Origin of the sequence: Citrobacter sp. (assembly GCF_050252275.1) — a bacterium.
GTDB classification, from domain to species: domain Bacteria; phylum Pseudomonadota; class Gammaproteobacteria; order Enterobacterales; family Enterobacteriaceae; genus Citrobacter_A; species Citrobacter_A amalonaticus.
The window spans coordinates 1-17278 of record NZ_JBFWLF010000064.1 but is presented as its reverse complement, the minus strand read 5'-3'; the positions used below and the strand labels follow the sequence as shown (position 1 = coordinate 17278).

Annotated in this window: 21 protein-coding genes and 1 pseudogene; 13 read left to right on the top strand and 9 right to left on the bottom strand. The window is 55.3% G+C overall.

Annotated features, from left to right (window positions below):
• From bssS to mdtH, 6 genes and pseudogenes are all read right to left on the bottom strand, one after another.
• Positions 1–129 (bottom strand): annotated as a pseudogene (gene bssS / locus AB7E14_RS07775) (biofilm formation regulator BssS); the annotation flags it as partial.
• 333 nt (positions 130–462) lie between these two features.
• Positions 463–708 (bottom strand): DNA damage-inducible protein I, encoded by a 246-nt coding sequence (gene dinI, locus AB7E14_RS07770; protein ID WP_042319691.1) that lies wholly within the window; start codon positions 706–708, stop codon positions 463–465.
• Between the two features lie 76 nt (positions 709–784).
• Positions 785–1831 carry a dihydroorotase gene (pyrC, locus tag AB7E14_RS07765; protein WP_043001012.1) on the bottom strand — a complete coding sequence of 349 codons (1047 nt, stop codon included), beginning with the start codon at positions 1829–1831 and terminating at the stop codon, positions 785–787.
• 102 nt (positions 1832–1933) lie between these two features.
• Positions 1934–2494, bottom strand: coding sequence for a lipoprotein (locus tag AB7E14_RS07760; RefSeq protein WP_043001011.1), 561 nt, complete (start codon positions 2492–2494; stop codon positions 1934–1936).
• Positions 2495–2624: 130 nt separating this feature from the next.
• On the bottom strand, positions 2625–3272 hold the full coding sequence (gene grxB / locus AB7E14_RS07755) for a glutaredoxin 2 (RefSeq protein ID WP_043001010.1): 648 nt from the start codon (positions 3270–3272) through the stop codon (positions 2625–2627).
• 63 nt (positions 3273–3335) lie between these two features.
• Positions 3336–4544, bottom strand: coding sequence for a multidrug efflux MFS transporter MdtH (gene mdtH, locus AB7E14_RS07750; protein WP_044258032.1), 1209 nt, complete (start codon positions 4542–4544; stop codon positions 3336–3338).
• 292 nt (positions 4545–4836) lie between these two features.
• Between mdtH and rimJ the strand changes: the two genes are divergently transcribed.
• The 4 genes from rimJ to murJ all read left to right on the top strand — a co-directional run bounded on the left by rimJ (position 4837) and on the right by murJ (position 8649).
• On the top strand, positions 4837–5421 hold the full coding sequence (gene rimJ / locus AB7E14_RS07745) for a ribosomal protein S5-alanine N-acetyltransferase (protein ID WP_043001008.1): 585 nt from the start codon (positions 4837–4839) through the stop codon (positions 5419–5421).
• Between the two features lie 9 nt (positions 5422–5430).
• Positions 5431–6078 carry a YceH family protein gene (locus tag AB7E14_RS07740; protein ID WP_044327463.1) on the top strand — a complete coding sequence of 216 codons (648 nt, stop codon included), beginning with the start codon at positions 5431–5433 and terminating at the stop codon, positions 6076–6078.
• Between the two features lies 1 nt (position 6079).
• A complete protein-coding gene (locus tag AB7E14_RS07735; RefSeq protein ID WP_044327464.1) occupies positions 6080–7003 on the top strand; it encodes a Gfo/Idh/MocA family protein in 924 nt (307 codons plus the stop codon).
• Between the two features lie 110 nt (positions 7004–7113).
• A complete protein-coding gene (murJ, locus tag AB7E14_RS07730) occupies positions 7114–8649 on the top strand; it encodes a murein biosynthesis integral membrane protein MurJ (RefSeq protein WP_044258023.1) in 1536 nt (511 codons plus the stop codon).
• Between the two features lie 84 nt (positions 8650–8733).
• Here the strand turns inward: murJ and flgN are convergent, their stop codons facing one another.
• The 3 genes from flgN to flgA form a co-directional block, all read right to left on the bottom strand.
• Complete coding sequence (gene flgN, locus AB7E14_RS07725; protein ID WP_044266030.1) at positions 8734–9156, bottom strand: flagella biosynthesis chaperone FlgN; 423 nt, start codon at positions 9154–9156, stop codon at positions 8734–8736.
• Between the two features lie 8 nt (positions 9157–9164).
• The gene (flgM, locus tag AB7E14_RS07720; protein ID WP_043001003.1) at positions 9165–9458 is read right to left on the bottom strand and encodes a flagellar biosynthesis anti-sigma factor FlgM; all 294 of its coding nucleotides are present in this window, start codon (positions 9456–9458) and stop codon (positions 9165–9167) included.
• 93 nt (positions 9459–9551) lie between these two features.
• Positions 9552–10208 (bottom strand): flagellar basal body P-ring formation chaperone FlgA, encoded by a 657-nt coding sequence (gene flgA / locus AB7E14_RS07715; RefSeq protein ID WP_316962209.1) that lies wholly within the window; start codon positions 10206–10208, stop codon positions 9552–9554.
• A gap of 156 nt (positions 10209–10364) precedes the next feature.
• On the opposite strand from flgA, the gene flgB reads away from it, so the two are divergent.
• The 9 genes from flgB to flgJ all read left to right on the top strand — a co-directional run.
• Positions 10365–10781 carry a flagellar basal body rod protein FlgB gene (flgB, locus tag AB7E14_RS07710; protein WP_042319669.1) on the top strand — a complete coding sequence of 139 codons (417 nt, stop codon included), beginning with the start codon at positions 10365–10367 and terminating at the stop codon, positions 10779–10781.
• 3 nt (positions 10782–10784) lie between these two features.
• Positions 10785–11189: a flagellar basal body rod protein FlgC gene (gene flgC, locus AB7E14_RS07705; protein ID WP_043001001.1), complete on the top strand. Its 405-nt coding sequence runs from the start codon at positions 10785–10787 to the stop codon at positions 11187–11189.
• A gap of 12 nt (positions 11190–11201) precedes the next feature.
• Positions 11202–11900: a flagellar hook assembly protein FlgD gene (gene flgD / locus AB7E14_RS07700; protein WP_043001000.1), complete on the top strand. Its 699-nt coding sequence runs from the start codon at positions 11202–11204 to the stop codon at positions 11898–11900.
• 25 nt (positions 11901–11925) lie between these two features.
• Positions 11926–13206: a flagellar hook protein FlgE gene (gene flgE / locus AB7E14_RS07695; RefSeq protein ID WP_044258019.1), complete on the top strand. Its 1281-nt coding sequence runs from the start codon at positions 11926–11928 to the stop codon at positions 13204–13206.
• Between the two features lie 20 nt (positions 13207–13226).
• Positions 13227–13982: a flagellar basal-body rod protein FlgF gene (gene flgF / locus AB7E14_RS07690; protein WP_044258017.1), complete on the top strand. Its 756-nt coding sequence runs from the start codon at positions 13227–13229 to the stop codon at positions 13980–13982.
• Between the two features lie 13 nt (positions 13983–13995).
• Positions 13996–14778: a flagellar basal-body rod protein FlgG gene (gene flgG, locus AB7E14_RS07685; RefSeq protein ID WP_316962210.1), complete on the top strand. Its 783-nt coding sequence runs from the start codon at positions 13996–13998 to the stop codon at positions 14776–14778.
• Between the two features lie 57 nt (positions 14779–14835).
• Positions 14836–15534 carry a flagellar basal body L-ring protein FlgH gene (gene flgH, locus AB7E14_RS07680; protein ID WP_042319652.1) on the top strand — a complete coding sequence of 233 codons (699 nt, stop codon included), beginning with the start codon at positions 14836–14838 and terminating at the stop codon, positions 15532–15534.
• Between the two features lie 12 nt (positions 15535–15546).
• Entirely contained in the window at positions 15547–16644 is a 1098-nt protein-coding gene (locus AB7E14_RS07675) for a flagellar basal body P-ring protein FlgI (protein ID WP_043000997.1), read from the top strand.
• A partial coding sequence (flgJ, locus tag AB7E14_RS07670; protein WP_428169441.1) for a flagellar assembly peptidoglycan hydrolase FlgJ occupies positions 16644–17278 on the top strand: 635 nt, incomplete at its 3' end. The genes AB7E14_RS07675 and flgJ, both read left to right, overlap by 1 nt.

Sequence of the window (17278 nt, the reverse complement as noted above, 5' to 3'; positions counted from 1 at the left end):
ACCATCGGTTTCGGGACGATTTGGAGTCTGGTAGTGCAAACGCAGCATCAGCGCGTCATAGCTATCTACGGTGCTGATGTCCCATCCCACAAGCGGATGAGTCTGAATGACTTCATTATTCTTTTCCATCATGCCCCCTAATTCGTGTTACAAGACAACGGTTTTCGAGGTTCAATGCGTTTTTATCTGAAGCAACTTCAGTATATCAATAAATAAGGGTATTCACTGAGATTTTAAAGAGGGGGGAGCATAAATTTCTGCAAATTAAGAATTTGTGAGTAATTAATCACCATCTTGTTCATTCTTTTTAAGTATGTTGTGCAATAATTTTGAGTGACTGGTGAAAATATAATCAATTCCGAAGGCAACGGAGAATACTAAATGATGCCGCAAAAAAGATTGCCTTAAAGATGAGAGAAAAAAGCCGGGGCGACCCGGCAAAGAGACTACGGCATAGCATTTTTATTCTTTAATGAACCAGTCGTCAGCGCTTTCCCAGGTTTCCTGGAGAATTTCGCTGATCCGTTCTTTATCTTCTTTCGTCGCGCCAATCACGGACAAATTATTCGCTGCGGCATAACGAACGGTCACGTTACCGTCGTTATCGGGAAAGTGGTGAGTAATACGGCGGGAGAGTTCACCTGCCAGGGCGTCAATAGCACCGGCAGGTAAAGGTGAAGTTTTAGCAATGGTGACTTCAATACGCATAATGGCCCCCTGTTAAATATACTGGTTATTTATACAGTTATCCTGACCAGGTTACAACAGGTGGCATCGATTTTTTTTACTTTTTAATCGTCCAGCGTACCGTTTCGCCCCCGAGGAACGGCACCAGCGTATCGTCGGTCAGCGCGATGCTCTCCGGTACCTGCTGCTCTTCACGCACCAGTTCAACGAAAGTGTCATTGACCGGCAGGCCGTAGAATCGCGGACCGTTCAGTGAACAAAACGCTTCAAAGTGCGCCAGGGCATTCATCTCTTCAAACACGCTCGCGTAACTCGCCAGTGCCGTTGGCGCGTTAAAACATCCCGCGCAGCCACAGCTCGATTCCTTACGATGACGGGCATGTGGGGCTGAATCGGTGCCGAGGAAGGCACGCTCAAAGCCACTGGCAACCAGCTCACGCAGAGCGTGCTGGTGGACATTGCGTTTCAGAATTGGCAGGCAGTAGAGGTGTGGGCGAATACCGCCAACCAGCATGTGGTTACGGTTAAACATCAGGTGCTGCGGTGTAATCGTCGCAGCCAATAATTCGTTACCGTCACGGACATACTCCGCCGCATCTTTGGTAGTGATGTGCTCAAAGACCACTTTCAGCCCAGGCAGGCGCTGGCGCAGAGGCTCCATCACCGTCTCAATAAAGCGCGCTTCACGGTCAAAAATATCGATATCGGCGTGGGTGACTTCGCCATGCACCAGCAGCGGCATCCCGAGTTTTTCCATGCGTTCAAGTACTGGCATGATCGCATCGATGGAGGTGACCCCGTGACTGGAGTTGGTGGTGGCGTTTGCCGGATAGAGTTTGGCTGCGGTGAACACGCCTTCGCGAAAGCCGCGTTCCAGTTCAGCGGGATCCAACGTGTCCGTTAAATAGCAGGTCATCAGCGGCGTGAAGGAATGTCCGGCAGGGACCGCATCAAGGATGCGCTGGCGGTAGGCAATTGCCGCATCTACCGTGGTGATCGGCGGCGCCAGGTTTGGCATCACAATCGCACGTGCATAAACATCGCTGGTATACGGCACGACCGTTTTTAACATTTCGCCGTCGCGAAGGTGAAGGTGCCAGTCATCTGGGCGGCGGATCTTTAAAACCTGGGAGGGTGCTGTCATCAATATGCTCCGGCTGGGGGATGTCATTTTTGCCGGAAACAAAGGATAAGGGGAAACGTTTTCGTTTGCACGTAAAAAAAGGCGCCGCAGCGCCTTTGTCGTTTAATCGGTGAACGGGATGATGATTTCGCCCGGCTTCACCTCAATGCCTTTGGCGTACTTTTTCGCCAGCGCCTCGCCTTTGCTGCTGTCTTCGCGCAGGACATACGCTGGCTGCTGGTTAAAGTAATTACGCAGTGACTGATTGAGATAAGGCATCAGGGTTTGCAGCACCGACTGCATTTTTTCCGGCGTCACAGTGGCATCCACCACTTCCATTTCCTGCAGGAAGATGGCCCCTTTTTCTTTATTAAAGACTGGCAGCGCTTTCAGTTTTAGCTTAATGGTTGCTTTCTGACTGCCAAACAGCGAATTCATATCCAGCTTTGCATCGCCAGTTAGCGTCACTTTGTTCGGCTCTTCACGACCGATCTGACTGGAGAGGTTGTTGAGGACGATATGCGCATCGGCAACGCCCGGAAGCCCGATATCTTTGGCAAAGTTGTTGCGTTTTTCGAGCGCCTGATTAATTTCTTGTTCGCTTACGGTGTACTGTGTGAGCTGATTACAGCCGGTCAACAGGCCGCCAACTATCAACGCGGCAGCAAAAAAAATCTTCTTCATGGGGTTCCTCTACACGATGCGATCGTCTTAATCCTGACATAACGCAGCATGTGTCACCAGCGCGAACTTCGCCAGTAGAAAAAACTGAAAAAAGCGGCAGCCTGTATGATTCAGCCACCGCCGGTAAACGTTAAATCGCCATTGATGATAACAGATTGATCTGCGTCTGTTTCGCCATATTGTCGCGATAGTCAGCAACCCGTGTCGGCCAGTTGATACCGGCCACCAGTGTCAGATTACGCAACAGGGGAAATAACTGGATGTCGTCTTCGGAAAGCTCACCGTTTACACCATTGGGTTGCACAATGCGCTTATCCAGTGTGCGCAAATCCTCACTGATTTTTTTGGTCAGGCCAGCGGAATGGGCAAGATGGTCGGCAAAACTGCCAATCATCGCCTCTTTTTTCTCAGTAAAGTATTTGCGTGCCGAAGGGGTGGAAAACTCATCAAACGCAGATTTTGCAAAACGCGGCAGCAGCAGGTGATTGGCGTAGCTGTTCACTTTGCGCAGCCACTCGTCAATAGCAGGATTTTTCTTGCCGGTGAGCAGCGGTTTGCCATCCAGTTGATCGACGTAATGGACGATGTCCATGCTTTCCGGTAGATAGCGGCTGTCGTCTTTTTGCAGAATGGGCACCATTTTCTGGCCAATCATTCGGGTTGGGGTTTCGTCATCGTCGTTGGCCAGGACAATCAGTTCGACGGGGATGTTTTTGAGGCCAAAAATCATGCGGGCTTTGATGCAGAAAGGGCAGTGATCGTAAATATAAAGCTTCACGTTTCTCCTCCATTTGACTGTCAGTTCCCTTTCAGTATGGAGGAGACACGCACAGGTATCAAATCAGGCGCCGGGTTCCAGCATGCCGCGCGGCGTGCGTTTATGGCTAAACTGCCAGCCCAGCGCCAGGAAAGTGATGAAGCCAATGATCCCCAGCATCATCCAGGGTAACTCGGGTTGCTGGAGCAGTTTCCCCATATCAAACAGCCAGCCGCCGCCGATATACCCGATGGCACCACCTATGGCTAACCCCAGACGGCTAAAGCCCATATAGCTACCACGCGCACGGGCATCCGACAGCGAGGCGCTGAGCGTTTCACGGGCGGGTTCAGCAATAATCGAACCGATATAGAAAGTGCAAATCAGCGTGAACAACTGCTGCAAGTCACTCACCAGCCCCACGGGTAACATGCTCAGTGACATCAGCAGCAGGCCCGCCATCAGGCGATGCTCAAGACGAAACCGTTTCTCACTCCAGCGCGCAATGGGGTAGAGCAGCGTCAGCGAAAGGCAGGCTTCAATGGCATACATCCATTTCACCGCGGAAGGTGAACCGGCGATGTCATTGACCATAATGGGTAGCATCAGCATGACCTGCACCGCCAGCATGTAATAGCCCGCCAGCGTCAGCACATAGGTGACGAAGCGTTTATCACTGAGCACCCGACTCATTCCTTCCCGTACCGGAATACGCACAGTAGAGAGTTTCCACGCGGGCAGCAGCCAGGCGTTAAAGGCGGCGCAGAGCACGAACAATATTGCCCCGGTCGCGCAAACCAAACGGAAGTCATACTGCAACAACCAACTGCCTAACAGCGCGCCGATAACCGCCCCTGCGCTGTCCTGCATCATCAATATTGAGAAGAAGCGACCCCGCTGATGCGGGCGAATCAGCTTCACCACCAATGCCGAGCGCGGCGGATCGAAAAGCGTGCCGCCGAGACCGGACAGGAAACAGGAGAACCACAAAAGCCAGGGTTCATGGGCGATCCCCATGGTGGCAAACCCGGCAGCGCGCATCAGCATGCCGGTGACGATCATCGGTTTCGCGCCAAAACGGTCGGCAATCGCGCCGCCAAAAATGCCCAGTCCCTGTTGAATAAACTGACGCAGACCCAGCGCAATGCCGACCATCACGGCGGCCCAGCCCATTTGGTCGACGAAGCGAATTGAGATCAGCGGGAACACGACGAAAAAGCCCAACACGACCAGCATATTATCGATGAGCAGGAAAGTTTTACCCAGGTTCCTGGCCTGCGAGACACGCGACATTTCCCCTCCCGGGAAACACTCGTCACTCTTCGAGTTGCGCGGAATTTGCGGCATTCGAATGATTGAGAGTAGATAAAGCGAAGTATCTCCTATTCTGCGGCTTTGCTGCCTTTTTGCCCACCCTCGCCGGGACAATATTTTTTTATCAAAAGTCTATCTTGATAGAGAGTTTTCATCAAAATGGCGGAATAATTCAAAAAATGGCAAATTGCACTTTTCACAGGGTGGTTTTGCACAGGTATAGTAAGTCAATCAGGGTGTAACGGCGATTCGGGAAGGAGTAGGAATAAATATGTTTGGCTATCGCAGTAACGTGCCAAAAGTGCGCTTAACCACCGACCGCCTGGTCGTGCGTTTAGTGCATGAGCGTGATGCCTGGCGTCTGGCAGATTATTACGCGGAAAATCGTCATTTCTTAAAACCCTGGGAACCGATTCGTGATGAAAGCCACTGCTATCCCTCCGGCTGGCAGGCGCGGCTGAGCATGATTGCCGAATTTCATAAGCAAGGTTCCGCCTATTACTTTGCGCTGCTGGACCCGGATGAAAAAGAGGTCATTGGGGTAGCGAATTTTTCTAACGTGGTGCGGGGGTCTTTCCATGCCTGCTATCTGGGGTATTCCATTGCGCAGAAATGGCAGGGGCAGGGGCTGATGTTTGAAGCGCTGACCGCCGCGATTCGTTATATGCAACGCACGCAACATATTCATCGCATTATGGCGAATTACATGCCGCACAATAAACGCAGCGGTGATTTACTGGCGCGACTTGGCTTTGAAAAAGAAGGCTACGCAAAAGATTATCTGTTGATTGACGGGCAATGGCGCGACCACGTGCTGACGGCGTTAACGACATCAGAATGGACCGCAGGTCGGTGAGGACACCCTATGAAATATGAATTAACTGCCGCTGAAGCCCGTGTGATTGGCTGTCTGCTCGAAAAACAGGTCACGACGCCTGAGCAATATCCACTCTCCGTAAATGGCGTGGTCACCGCCTGCAATCAGAAAACCAACCGTGAACCGGTGATGAATATGGCGGAGCACGAGGTGCAGGAGCACCTCGACAATCTGGTGAAGCGCCATTTTCTGCGCACGGTCAGCGGCTTTGGTAGCCGCGTCACCAAGTATGAGCAGCGTTTCTGTAACTCGGAGTTTGGCAACCTGAAATTGAGCTCCGCGGAGGTGGCGCTGGTGACGACACTGCTACTACGCGGTGCGCAGACGCCGGGCGAATTGCGCAGTCGTGCCTCGCGGATGTATGAGTTCAGCGATATGGCGGAAGTCGAGGCAACGCTGGAACGCCTGGCAACGCGGGAAGACGGCCCTTATGTCGTCCGTCTGGCGCGCGAACCGGGTAAGCGTGAAAGCCGTTATATGCATCTGTTCTGTGGCGCCGTGCAGGAGCCGGTTGCCCTGGCCGATGAGCCACAGGCGGCGACGGGAGATCTACAGGCCCGCGTCGAGGTGCTGGAAAGCGAAGTCGCCGCGCTGAAACAGCGCCTCGAGTCGCTACTGGAACATCTGGGAGAATAACGTGACAACATTACGTATCGGGGTGGTGGGGCTTGGGGGCATCGCCCAGAAGGCCTGGTTACCCGTGCTTGGCGCCGCCAGCGACTGGACGCTACAGGCCGCCTGGTCGCCGTCGCGTGACAAAGCGGAGAAAATCTGCGCAGCCTGGCGCATTCCGTATGCCGGTTCGCTGACCGATCTTGCCGCGGGCTGCGACGCGGTGTTTGTCCACTCCAGCACGGCAACCCATTACGCCGTCGTCAGTGAATTACTCAATGCCGGCGTTCATGTCTGCGTTGATAAGCCGCTGGCGGAAAATTTACGTGATGCTGAGCGGCTGGTGGCGTTAGCGGCGAAGAAAAAACTGATGCTGATGGTCGGTTTCAATCGTCGCTTTGCGCCACGGTATCGAGAGCTGAAGACGGAACTGGGGACGGCGGCGTCTCTGCGGATGGATAAACACCGTAGCGACAGCGTGGGGCCTCACGATCTGCGGTTCACGCTGCTGGATGATTATTTGCATGTCGTTGACACCGCACTGTGGCTGGCGGGCGGCAACGCCCAGCTCAGCAGCGGGACGCTACAAACCAACGACGCGGGCGAGATGCTGTATGCAGAGCACCATTTCGCGACCAGTCAGTTGCAAATCACCACCAGTATGCATCGCCGGGCGGGAAGTCAGCGAGAGAGCGTACAGGCGGTGACCGATGGCGGGCTGATTGACGTGACGGATATGCGCGAGTGGCGTGAAGAGCGCGGGCAGGGTGTCTTGCACAAACCGGTTCCTGGCTGGCAAACCACGCTTGAACAGCGTGGATTCGTGGGGTGCGCACGCCATTTTGTGGAATGTGTACAAAATCAGACGGTTCCGGAAACCGCGGGCGAGCAGGCGATCCTTGCCCAGCGCGTGGTGGAAAAGCTCTGGCGCGAGGCGATGAGCGAATAATCACCTGTAACATCTGGCGGTAGTAATTCACCATAATCCAGGTAGACTAAGCGCCTCTTCCAACGCCTGCACTGCAGGCGTTTTGCCGTAGGGTCTGGAATAAAAAAGCAATGAACCTATTAAAATCGCTGGCCGCCGTCAGCTCAATGACGATGTTTTCACGTGTGCTGGGTTTTGCACGTGATGCGATTGTCGCCAGAATTTTTGGTGCCGGGATGGCAACCGATGCCTTTTTTGTGGCATTCAAATTACCTAACCTGCTACGCCGCATATTTGCGGAGGGCGCTTTTTCTCAGGCCTTTGTCCCTATTCTGGCGGAATATAAAAGCAAGCAGGGCGAAGACGCCACTCGCGTGTTTGTCTCTTACGTGTCGGGACTGCTGACGCTGGCGCTTGCTGTGGTCACCGTTGCCGGGATGCTGGCCGCCCCGTGGGTGATTATGGTGACGGCGCCGGGGTTTGCCGACACCGCCGATAAATTCGCGTTAACCACCAAACTGCTGCAAATCACCTTTCCGTACATCTTACTGATCTCGCTGGCGTCGCTGGTTGGAGCGATCCTCAATACCTGGAACCGCTTCTCCATTCCGGCGTTTGCCCCCACGTTTTTGAACATCAGCATGATCGGTTTCGCGCTGTTCGCCGCGCCGTATTTTAATCCACCGGTGCTGGCGCTGGCATGGGCGGTAACCGTTGGCGGCGTGCTGCAACTGGTGTATCAGCTTCCGCATCTGAAGAAAATCGGCATGCTGGTGCTGCCGCGGATTAACTTCCGCGATGCGGGGGCGATGCGGGTTGTGAAGCAAATGGGCCCGGCGATACTCGGCGTCTCCGTCAGCCAGATCTCACTGATCATTAACACCATTTTCGCCTCTTTTCTCGCGTCTGGTTCCGTTTCGTGGATGTACTATGCGGACCGCCTGATGGAGTTTCCGTCGGGGGTACTGGGCGTGGCGCTGGGGACCATTCTGCTGCCTTCACTGTCGAAGAGTTTTGCAAAAGGCGACCATGACGAATATTGCCGCCTGATGGACTGGGGATTGCGTCTGTGCTTTTTGCTGGCGCTGCCGAGTGCGGTGGCGATTGGGATCCTGTCTGGCCCCTTGATTACGTCATTATTCCAGTACGGTAAATTCACGGCCTTCGATGCGCTGATGACGCAGCGTGCGTTGATTGCTTATTCCGTAGGACTGATGGGGCTGATTGTGGTGAAAGTGCTGGCACCGGGCTTTTATTCGCGGCAGAACATCAAAACGCCGGTTAAGATCGCCATTGTGACGCTTATCATGACCCAGTTGATGAACCTTGCGTTTATTGGACCGTTGAAACACGCCGGGCTGTCGCTGTCGATTGGTCTTGCCGCCTGTCTGAACGCGGGACTGCTGTACTGGCAACTGCGTAAGCAGAACATTTTCACTCCGCAACCGGGTTGGATGGGGTTTCTGATTCGCCTCGTTATCGCCGTACTGGTGATGTCAGCCGTGCTGGTTGGCATGTTGCATATTATGCCGGAGTGGTCGCTGGGGACTATGCCGTGGCGTCTGCTTCGTCTGATGGCGGTGGTTGTGGCCGGCATTGCCGCCTACTTTGCCGCACTGGCGGTGATGGGCTTTAAAGTGAAAGAGTTTGCGCGCCGGACGGTGTAATCACGATGCCTGATGGCGCTTTGCTTATTCAGCCTACAGAACGCTGTAGGCTGGATAAGGCGAAACGCCGCCATCCGGTAATCATCAAATAGAGAATTTTTTCCCGCCGCGAGAGGCAGAAGAGGGTTGACCGTTCGCGCCGTACAGCGACGGTTCCTGATAGGGCTTTAAAACTTCAAGCGCCTGTTGATTGCGCTGAATCTGATCTTCCAGCAGCCAGCCGTTGTGCTGGTTCAGATCGCGTAAGTGCTGCGTTTTATCGGTAATCGCTTTCCAGCGCTCGGCGACGTCATTATTCGCGCTATGCTGTGGGTCTTGTTCCAGCCGTCGCTGCTGTTCCAGATAATCCAGGGTCGCCAGCAGAGAACTCTTTTCTTCTGTAATACGCTGCAGCTGGCTACCGTTAATGTGGCCAACGGAAAGTTGTTGCTGTTCGGCATCCATTACCGTTTTCAGGTCATTCAGGACAGCCGTCATCTGATCGAGTATTTCTGACAAGCGCGTCATACGGTCAGTTACTCACTCTGGAGATAGCTCTGCGTCTCGCGGATCAGCGAGTCGGCGATTTTCCCCGTGTCCATCTTAAGCTCACCGTTACGAATAGCGGTTTTCAGTGCTTCAACACGTTCCATATTGATATCGTTCACGCCGGGCTGCATCAGTTTTGCCTGAGCATCGCTTAACGTCACGCTGGTGCTGGTTGCCGTCGAGGTTTTTTCCTGACGCGCTTTGAGGACCGGTGTATCCGTATTTTCACGCGCCTGAACGGTGCTAACGGGTTTCAAAGGTGAGGTACGGTCAATGCTCATTTTTATCATCCTCATCGAGGGGTTATGCTGTAGCGGCCAGCTATCATCGAATATGTAATCACTATCGGCAGCCGCAACAAAATCTTTAACTCATTATAGGTTAATAAGAATATTCCCATCAGGATCGACTATGCCACTGACAATCTGACCCGATAACATTCTCACTCGTGCGTTCTGCGCGACCGCCGCATTGTTCAGCGCTTTACCTTCCGCATTGACGCTAAATCCATCGCCATTGGCAACGACCTGCACGCGCTGTCCGGCTTTAATGCGCCACGCCTGGCGCAACATATTGAGCTGGATGGCCTGTCCCGGCGCGAGATCGCGCAGGCTCACCGCATCCTGAACCTGGCTGATATCCAGCACGGTACGGGGAGGGAGCTGATCAAGGCGTCCGCGTTTTAGTGTGACGCTGGCCGGGCCAAGCGTGCTGCCACGCGCAACGGGCGCGGCTGCGACTACGTAGTTTCCCGTCGCCTGCACGTTGACCTGCAGATAACGTTTTTCATTGGCGCAACGTGCCAGCACATTTACGTTTCCCCACAGTTTTGCCCCGGTCATGCTGAACGCCGGTGTGTCGCAATGCGGCAACAGGTTGGGGGGCGTTCGCACGGTCACGACCACATCATCGCTGAATCCGGCCAGACGCTGTCCGAACCAGTCGTTCAACTGCGCATTCAAATCCTGGGCCAGCGTCAGGGGACTGAACAGCAGCGCCAGCATGGCTAATCCACGTTTTAACGTTTGCATCGTCACCTCCCGCCGTTTTCGCAATGACAGGATTCTACCCGTGTGACGCAACCATCAACGCAATAAATAGCGACCCATTTTGCGTTTATTCCAGCGATAACGCGCGCGTAATGGGATTTAAGCTGTCGGCTGAATTTTGTCATCTGCGGAGGAGATATGCTCGATAAGCTCGACGCCGCCTTACGTTTTCAACAGGAAGCGCTGAATCTGCGCGCCCAACGGCAAGAGGTGTTGGCCGCCAACATTGCGAACGCCGATACGCCGGGGTATCAGGCACGCGACATGGATTTTGCCAGTGAGTTAAAAAAAGTCATGGTGCGCGGACGGCAAGAAACCAGCGGTGTGTCGCTGGCATTAACCTCCGCACAGCATATTCCCGCCCAGGCCATCACCGCACCGTCTACGGATTTGCTCTACCGCATTCCCGACCAGCCTTCACTCGACGGCAATACCGTCGATATGGACCGGGAGCGCACGCAGTTTGCGGATAACAGCCTGAAGTACCAGATGAGCCTGACTGCCTTGAGTGGGCAGATTAAAGGCATGATGAACGTGCTACAGGGGGGGAACTAATCCGTGGCGCTGCTGAATATTTTTGATATTGCCGGTTCGGCATTAACGGCGCAGTCCAAGCGCCTGAACGTGGCCGCCAGTAATCTGGCCAACGCCGACAGCGTCACGGGACCGGATGGTCAACCGTATCGCGCAAAGCAGGTGGTCTTCCAGGTGGATGCCGCTCCCGGTGCAGTAACGGGGGGCGTGAAAGTGTCGGACGTCATTGAGAGCCAGGCGCCGGACAAACTGGTCTATGAACCCGGTAACCCGCTGGCCGATGCCAATGGCTACGTGAAGATGCCTAACGTCGATGTGGTCGGTGAGATGGTTAATACCATGTCAGCTTCCCGCAGCTATCAGGCGAACGTCGAAGTCCTCAACACCGTTAAAAGCATGATGCTTAAGACGCTGACACTGGGCCAGTAAAAGGAGACAGCCATGTCAATTGCGGTAAACGTTAACGATCCGACAAACACCGGTGTGAAAAGCAGCAGCAACGGGAGTTCCCTGTCGGGCAGCAATGCCGCCGATCTGCAAAGCAGCTTTCTGACGCTGCTGGTGGCGCAACTGAAAAACCAGGACCCGACCAACCCGATGCAGAACAACGAGCTGACCACACAGCTCGCGCAGATCAGTACCGTCAGCGGTATTGAGAAACTGAATACGACCCTGGGGTCGATCTCCGGACAGATCGACAACAACCAGTCACTACAGGCCAGCACGCTGATTGGTCATGGCGTGATGATCCCGGGTACCACCGTTCTGGCGGGCAAAGGCACCGAAGAGGGAGCCACCACCACCACCACGCCGTTTGGCGTTGAGCTGCAACAGCCGGCTGACAAAGTCACCGCCACCATTACCGACAAAGACGGCAAAGTGGTGCGCACAATTGAGATTGGCGCGCTGAAGGCGGGTGTCCATACCTTTACCTGGGACGGCACTCTGACGGATGGCACCACGGCGGTGAACGGCTCGTATAACGTGGCGATTCACGCCAGCAACGGCTCGACGCAACTGGTGGCGCAACCCTTGCAGTTTGCGCTGGTACAAGGGGTGATTCGCAGCAATGGCGGTAACACCCTGGATCTGGGCACTTACGGAACCACCACCCTCGACGAAGTACGGCAGATAATCTAAGCCTTTACACTAATCAGGAGTCATCATGGCTTTTTCACAAGCGGTTAGCGGCCTGAATGCCGCAGCCACCAACCTCGATGTCATTGGTAACAACATCGCCAACTCCGCGACCTATGGTTTTAAATCCGGTGCGGCGTCTTTTGCGGATATGTTTGCCGGTTCTAAAGTCGGTCTGGGCGTAAAAGTCGCTGGCATTACTCAGGACTTTACTGATGGTACGACCACCAACACCGGTCGCGGTCTGGATGTCGCTATCAGCCAGAACGGTTTTTTCCGTCTGGTCGACAGCAATGGCTCAGTTTTCTACAGCCGTAACGGCCAGTTCAAACTGGATGAAAACCGTAACCTGGTCAACATGCAGGGCATGCAACTGACCGGCTATCCGGCAACGGGTACGCCGCCGACCATTCAGCAAGGGGCAAACCCGGGTCCGATCACCATCCCGAATACCCTGATGGGTGCGAAAAGCACCGACACGGCGGCAATGCAGATCAACCTGAACTCGACGGACAAGATTCCAGCGAACACGCCTTTCAAACCAACCGATGCTGACAGCTACAACAAACGTGCACCCGTGACGGTGTTCGACAGCCAGGGTAATCAACATGACATCAACCTGTTTTACGTTAAAACGGGTGATAACACATGGGATATCTGGACGCAGGATTCCAGCGTTGCCAACTCGCCGTTGGTGAAGTCCGCGCAGATGACATTCGACAAGAACGGCGGTCTGGATAACGTAAAAGAATATACTGAAGTTGCGCCTGTTCCACCTGCCACTGAACCAACCTGGACGCTTGGCGCGGCAAATGCCACACCGTCATTCTCCATTACTACCGGTACAGTCAATGGCGCGGTTCCTGCGACCTTCACCCTCAGCCTGCAAAACTCCATGCAGCAGAATACCGGGACTAACGCCGTTATCGCCACCACGCAGAACGGCTACAAGCCGGGCGATTTGGTCAGCTATCAGATTAACGACGATGGCACCGTCGTCGGAAACTACTCCAACGAACAGAAGCAGGTGCTGGGGCAGATTGTGCTGGCGAACTTCGCTAACAACGAAGGTCTGTCCTCTCAGGGCGATAACGTCTGGGCCGCCACGCAGGCGTCCGGTGTGGAACTGCTGGGAACGGCGGGAACGGGTAACTTCGGTAAGCTGACCAACGGCGCGCTGGAGTCTTCGAACGTGGATCTGAGTAAAGAACTGGTGAACATGATCGTCGCCCAGCGTAACTATCAGTCGAACGCGCAGACCATCAAGACCCAGGACCAGATCCTCAACACGCTGGTTAACCTGCGCTAAGCGCCTGACGGGATAACGTAATGGATCACGCAATCTATACCGCGATGGGGGCGGCCAGTCAGACGCTGAACCAACAGGCGGTGACGGCCAGCAACCTGGCCAACGCCTCGACGCCGGGATTCCGCGCACAGCTCAATGCGCTGCGCGCCGTCCCCGTCGAAGGGCTGTCATTGCCGACGCGTACGCTGGTCACGGCGTCCACGCCGGGGGCTGATATGACGCCTGGCCAGATGGATTACACCTCGCGTCCGCTGGACGTGGCGTTACAGCAGGATGGCTGGCTGGCGGTACAGACCGCGAACGGCAGCGAAGGCTATACCCGTAACGGCAGCATTCAGGTGGATCCGACCGGACAGTTGACCATTCAGGGTCACCCGGTGATTGGTGAAGCCGGGCCGATTGCGGTGCCGGAAGGGTCGGAAATCACCATCGCGGCGGACGGCACCATCTCAGCGCTGAATCCCGGCGATCCGGCGAACACCATCGCGCCGGTGGGACGTCTGAAACTGGTGAAGGCTGAGGGGAACGAAGTGCAACGTGGCGACGACGGAATGTTCCGTCTGACCGCCGCCGCACAGGCAACCCGTGGCCCGGTGCTGCAGGCCGATCCGACCATTCGCGTGATGTCGGGAGTACTGGAGGGGAGCAACGTCAATGCGGTGTCAGCGATGAGCGACATGATTGCCAGCGCCCGCCGTTTTGAAATGCAGATGAAGGTTATCAGCAGCGTGGATGACAATGCTGGTCGCGCTAACCAACTGCTGTCGATGACTTAATACAGGACACTTTATGATCAGTTCATTATGGATCGCCAAAACCGGCCTGGACGCTCAGCAAACCAACATGGATGTGATTGCTAACAACCTGGCAAACGTCAGCACCAATGGTTTTAAGCGTCAGCGCGCGGTGTTTGAAGATCTGCTTTATCAGACCATTCGTCAGCCTGGCGCTCAGTCTTCTGAGCAGACCACGCTGCCGTCCGGTCTGCAAATCGGTACCGGTGTGCGTCCGGTGGCGACCGAGCGTCTGCACAGCCAGGGCAACCTGTCGCAAACCAACAACAGTAAAGATGTCGCCATTAAAGGTCAGGGGTTCTTCCAGGTTCTGCTGCCGGATGGTACTTCTGCGTATACCCGCGATGGATCATTCCAGGTTGATCAAAATGGTCAACTGGTGACGGCTGGCGGCTTCCAGGTTCAGCCAGCGATTACCATTCCGGCTAACGCCCTGAGCATCACCATCGGGCGTGACGGCGTGGTGAGCGTGACCCAACAGGGACAGGCGGCCTCCGTGCAGGTGGGGCAGCTTAATCTGACCACGTTCATGAACGATACCGGTCTGGAGAGCATTGGTGAAAACCTGTACACCGAGACCCAGTCTTCCGGTGCGCCGAATGAAAGCACGCCGGGTCTGAACGGGGCGGGCCTGTTGTACCAGGGCTATGTCGAGACCTCAAACGTCAACGTCGCGGAAGAGCTGGTCAATATGATTCAGGTTCAACGCGCTTACGAAATCAACAGCAAAGCGGTCTCAACGACCGATCAGATGCTGCAAAAACTGACGCAACTCTAAGGTGTTGTCCGGTGAGGCATTTGTCTCACCGGCACCCTGATTCAGAAGATAAAGGCAATGCAAAAAAACGCTGCGCACGCTTACCCGATCATGGCCCTGCTGGTGGTTTCACTGTCAGGATGTGCCTGGATTCCTTCCACTCCGCTCGTCCAGGGCGCGACCACGGCACAGCCTGTTCCTGGCCCGACGCCGGTGGCAAATGGTTCGATTTTTCAGTCCGCGCAGCCAATCAACTATGGCTATCAGCCACTGTTTGAAGACCGTCGTCCGCGCAACATCGGCGATACGCTGACCATTGTGCTGCAGGAAAACGTCAGCGCCAGTAAAAGCTCTTCTGCCAACGCCAGCCGTGACGGCAAAACCAACTTTGGCTTTGATACTGTACCGCGCTATCTGCAAGGATTATTCGGCAATGCGCGAGCGGACGTCGAGGCGTCCGGCGGTAATACCTTTAACGGTAAGGGCGGGGCCAACGCCAGCAATACCTTTAGCGGCACGCTGACCGTGACCGTCGATCAGGTGCTGGTCAACGGCAATTTACATGTCGTGGGTGAGAAACAGATCGCTATCAACCAGGGCACTGAGTTCATCCGCTTCTCCGGGGTTGTGAATCCGCGCACCATTAGCGGCAGCAACTCCGTTCCGTCAACTCAGGTGGCGGATGCACGTATTGAATATGTCGGAAACGGCTACATCAACGAAGCGCAAAATATGGGCTGGCTCCAGCGTTTCTTCCTTAACCTGTCGCCGATGTAAGCGAGGTCTCCCATGTTGAAATCTGTAGTTGGACTGGTTCTGGTCCTCGTCGCCACGCTGGCGCATGCCGATCGTATCCGCGATCTGACCAGCGTGCAGGGCGTGCGCGAAAACTCGCTCATTGGCTACGGCCTGGTGGTGGGGCTGGACGGGACCGGTGACCAGACCACCCAGACGCCATTTACCACCCAGACCCTGAACAACATGCTCTCGCAGTTGGGTATTACCGTGCCGACCGGGACGAACATGCAGTTGAAAAACGTCGCGGCGGTCATGGTAACCGCCTCCTTCCCGGCCTTTGGTCGTCAGGGACAAACCATTGACGTAGTGGTGTCTTCGCTGGGGAACGCGAAAAGTCTGCGCGGCGGGACGCTGTTGATGACGCCGTTGAAAGGGGTCGACAGCCAGGTGTATGCGCTGGCGCAGGGCAACATTTTAGTTGGTGGCGCCGGGGCGTCTGCGGGCGGCAGCAGCGTGCAGGTGAACCAGCTTAACGGCGGACGGATCACCAACGGGGCGACAATCGAGCGCGAGTTGCCCAGCCAGTTCGGCGCGGGTAATACGCTAAACCTGCAACTGAATAATGAAGACTTCACCATGGCGCAGCAGATTGCTGACACCATCAACCGGTCACGCGGCTTTGGCAGCGCCACCGCACTGGATGCGCGCACGATTCAGGTCCGCGTACCGAGCGGCAACAGCTCTCAGGTGCGCTTCCTGGCGGATATTCAGAACATGGAAGTGAACGTGACGCCACAGGATGCAAAAGTGGTGATCAACTCACGTACCGGTTCGGTGGTGATGAACCGCGAAGTGACGCTGGATAGCTGTGCTGTTGCGCAGGGGAATCTCTCCGTGACCGTTAACCGTCAGGCTAATGTCAGTCAGCCGGATACGCCGTTTGGTGGGGGGCAGACGGTGGTGACGCCGCAAACGCAAATCGATCTGCGTCAGAGCGGCGGTTCGCTGCAAAGCGTTCGTTCCAGCGCCAATCTGAACAACGTGGTCCGTGCGCTGAATGCGCTGGGGGCGACGCCGATGGATCTGATGTCAATTCTGCAGTCGATGCAGAGCGCCGGTTGCTTACGCGCGAAACTGGAAATCATCTGATGATTAGCGACAGCAAACTGATGGCCAGCGCCGCCTGGGATGCGCAATCGCTAAATGAATTGAAGGCGAAAGCCGGTCAGGATCCGGCGGCGAATATCCGCCCGGTGGCCCGCCAGGTGGAAGGCATGTTCGTCCAGATGATGCTGAAAAGCATGCGTGAAGCCCTGCCAAAAGATGGCGTCTTCAGCAGCGATCAGACGCGTTTGTATACCAGCATGTATGACCAGCAGATTGCGCAGCAGATGACCGCCGGAAAAGGTCTGGGGCTGGCGGAAATGATGGTCAAACAGATGACGCAGGGGCAGGCGCAGCCTACGGAAGAAACGCCGCAGGTGCCGATGAAGTTCCCGCTGGAAACGGTGACCAGTTACCAGAACCAGGCGCTGACGCAACTGGTGCGTAAAGCGATGCCGAAAACACCGCAGAGCAATGACGAACCGCTCTCCGGCGACAGCAAAGACTTCCTGGCGCAACTGTCGCTGCCGGCCCGTCTGGCCAGTGAGCAGAGCGGCGTGCCGCATCACCTGATTCTGGCGCAGGCGGCGCTAGAGTCCGGCTGGGGGCAGCGGCAGATTCGCCGGGAAAACGGCGAGCCTAGTTTCAACCTGTTTGGCGTGAAGGCCTCGGGTAACTG

Coding starts and splice junctions, on each gene's coding strand:
- dinI (WP_042319691.1), bottom strand. CDS start 708: ATGCGTATTGAAGTCACCATTGCTAAAACTTCACCTTTACCTGCCGGT.
- pyrC (WP_043001012.1), bottom strand. CDS start 1,831: ATGACAGCACCCTCCCAGGTTTTAAAGATCCGCCGCCCAGATGACTGG.
- AB7E14_RS07760 (WP_043001011.1), bottom strand. CDS start 2,494: ATGAAGAAGATTTTTTTTGCTGCCGCGTTGATAGTTGGCGGCCTGTTG.
- mdtH (WP_044258032.1), bottom strand. CDS start 4,544: ATGTCGCGTGTCTCGCAGGCCAGGAACCTGGGTAAAACTTTCCTGCTC.
- rimJ (WP_043001008.1), top strand. CDS start 4,837: ATGTTTGGCTATCGCAGTAACGTGCCAAAAGTGCGCTTAACCACCGAC.
- AB7E14_RS07740 (WP_044327463.1), top strand. CDS start 5,431: ATGAAATATGAATTAACTGCCGCTGAAGCCCGTGTGATTGGCTGTCTG.
- murJ (WP_044258023.1), top strand. CDS start 7,114: ATGAACCTATTAAAATCGCTGGCCGCCGTCAGCTCAATGACGATGTTT.
- flgN (WP_044266030.1), bottom strand. CDS start 9,156: ATGACGCGCTTGTCAGAAATACTCGATCAGATGACGGCTGTCCTGAAT.
- flgM (WP_043001003.1), bottom strand. CDS start 9,458: ATGAGCATTGACCGTACCTCACCTTTGAAACCCGTTAGCACCGTTCAG.
- flgA (WP_316962209.1), bottom strand. CDS start 10,208: ATGCAAACGTTAAAACGTGGATTAGCCATGCTGGCGCTGCTGTTCAGT.
- flgB (WP_042319669.1), top strand. CDS start 10,365: ATGCTCGATAAGCTCGACGCCGCCTTACGTTTTCAACAGGAAGCGCTG.
- flgD (WP_043001000.1), top strand. CDS start 11,202: ATGTCAATTGCGGTAAACGTTAACGATCCGACAAACACCGGTGTGAAA.
- flgE (WP_044258019.1), top strand. CDS start 11,926: ATGGCTTTTTCACAAGCGGTTAGCGGCCTGAATGCCGCAGCCACCAAC.
- flgF (WP_044258017.1), top strand. CDS start 13,227: ATGGATCACGCAATCTATACCGCGATGGGGGCGGCCAGTCAGACGCTG.
- flgG (WP_316962210.1), top strand. CDS start 13,996: ATGATCAGTTCATTATGGATCGCCAAAACCGGCCTGGACGCTCAGCAA.
- flgH (WP_042319652.1), top strand. CDS start 14,836: ATGCAAAAAAACGCTGCGCACGCTTACCCGATCATGGCCCTGCTGGTG.
- AB7E14_RS07675 (WP_043000997.1), top strand. CDS start 15,547: ATGTTGAAATCTGTAGTTGGACTGGTTCTGGTCCTCGTCGCCACGCTG.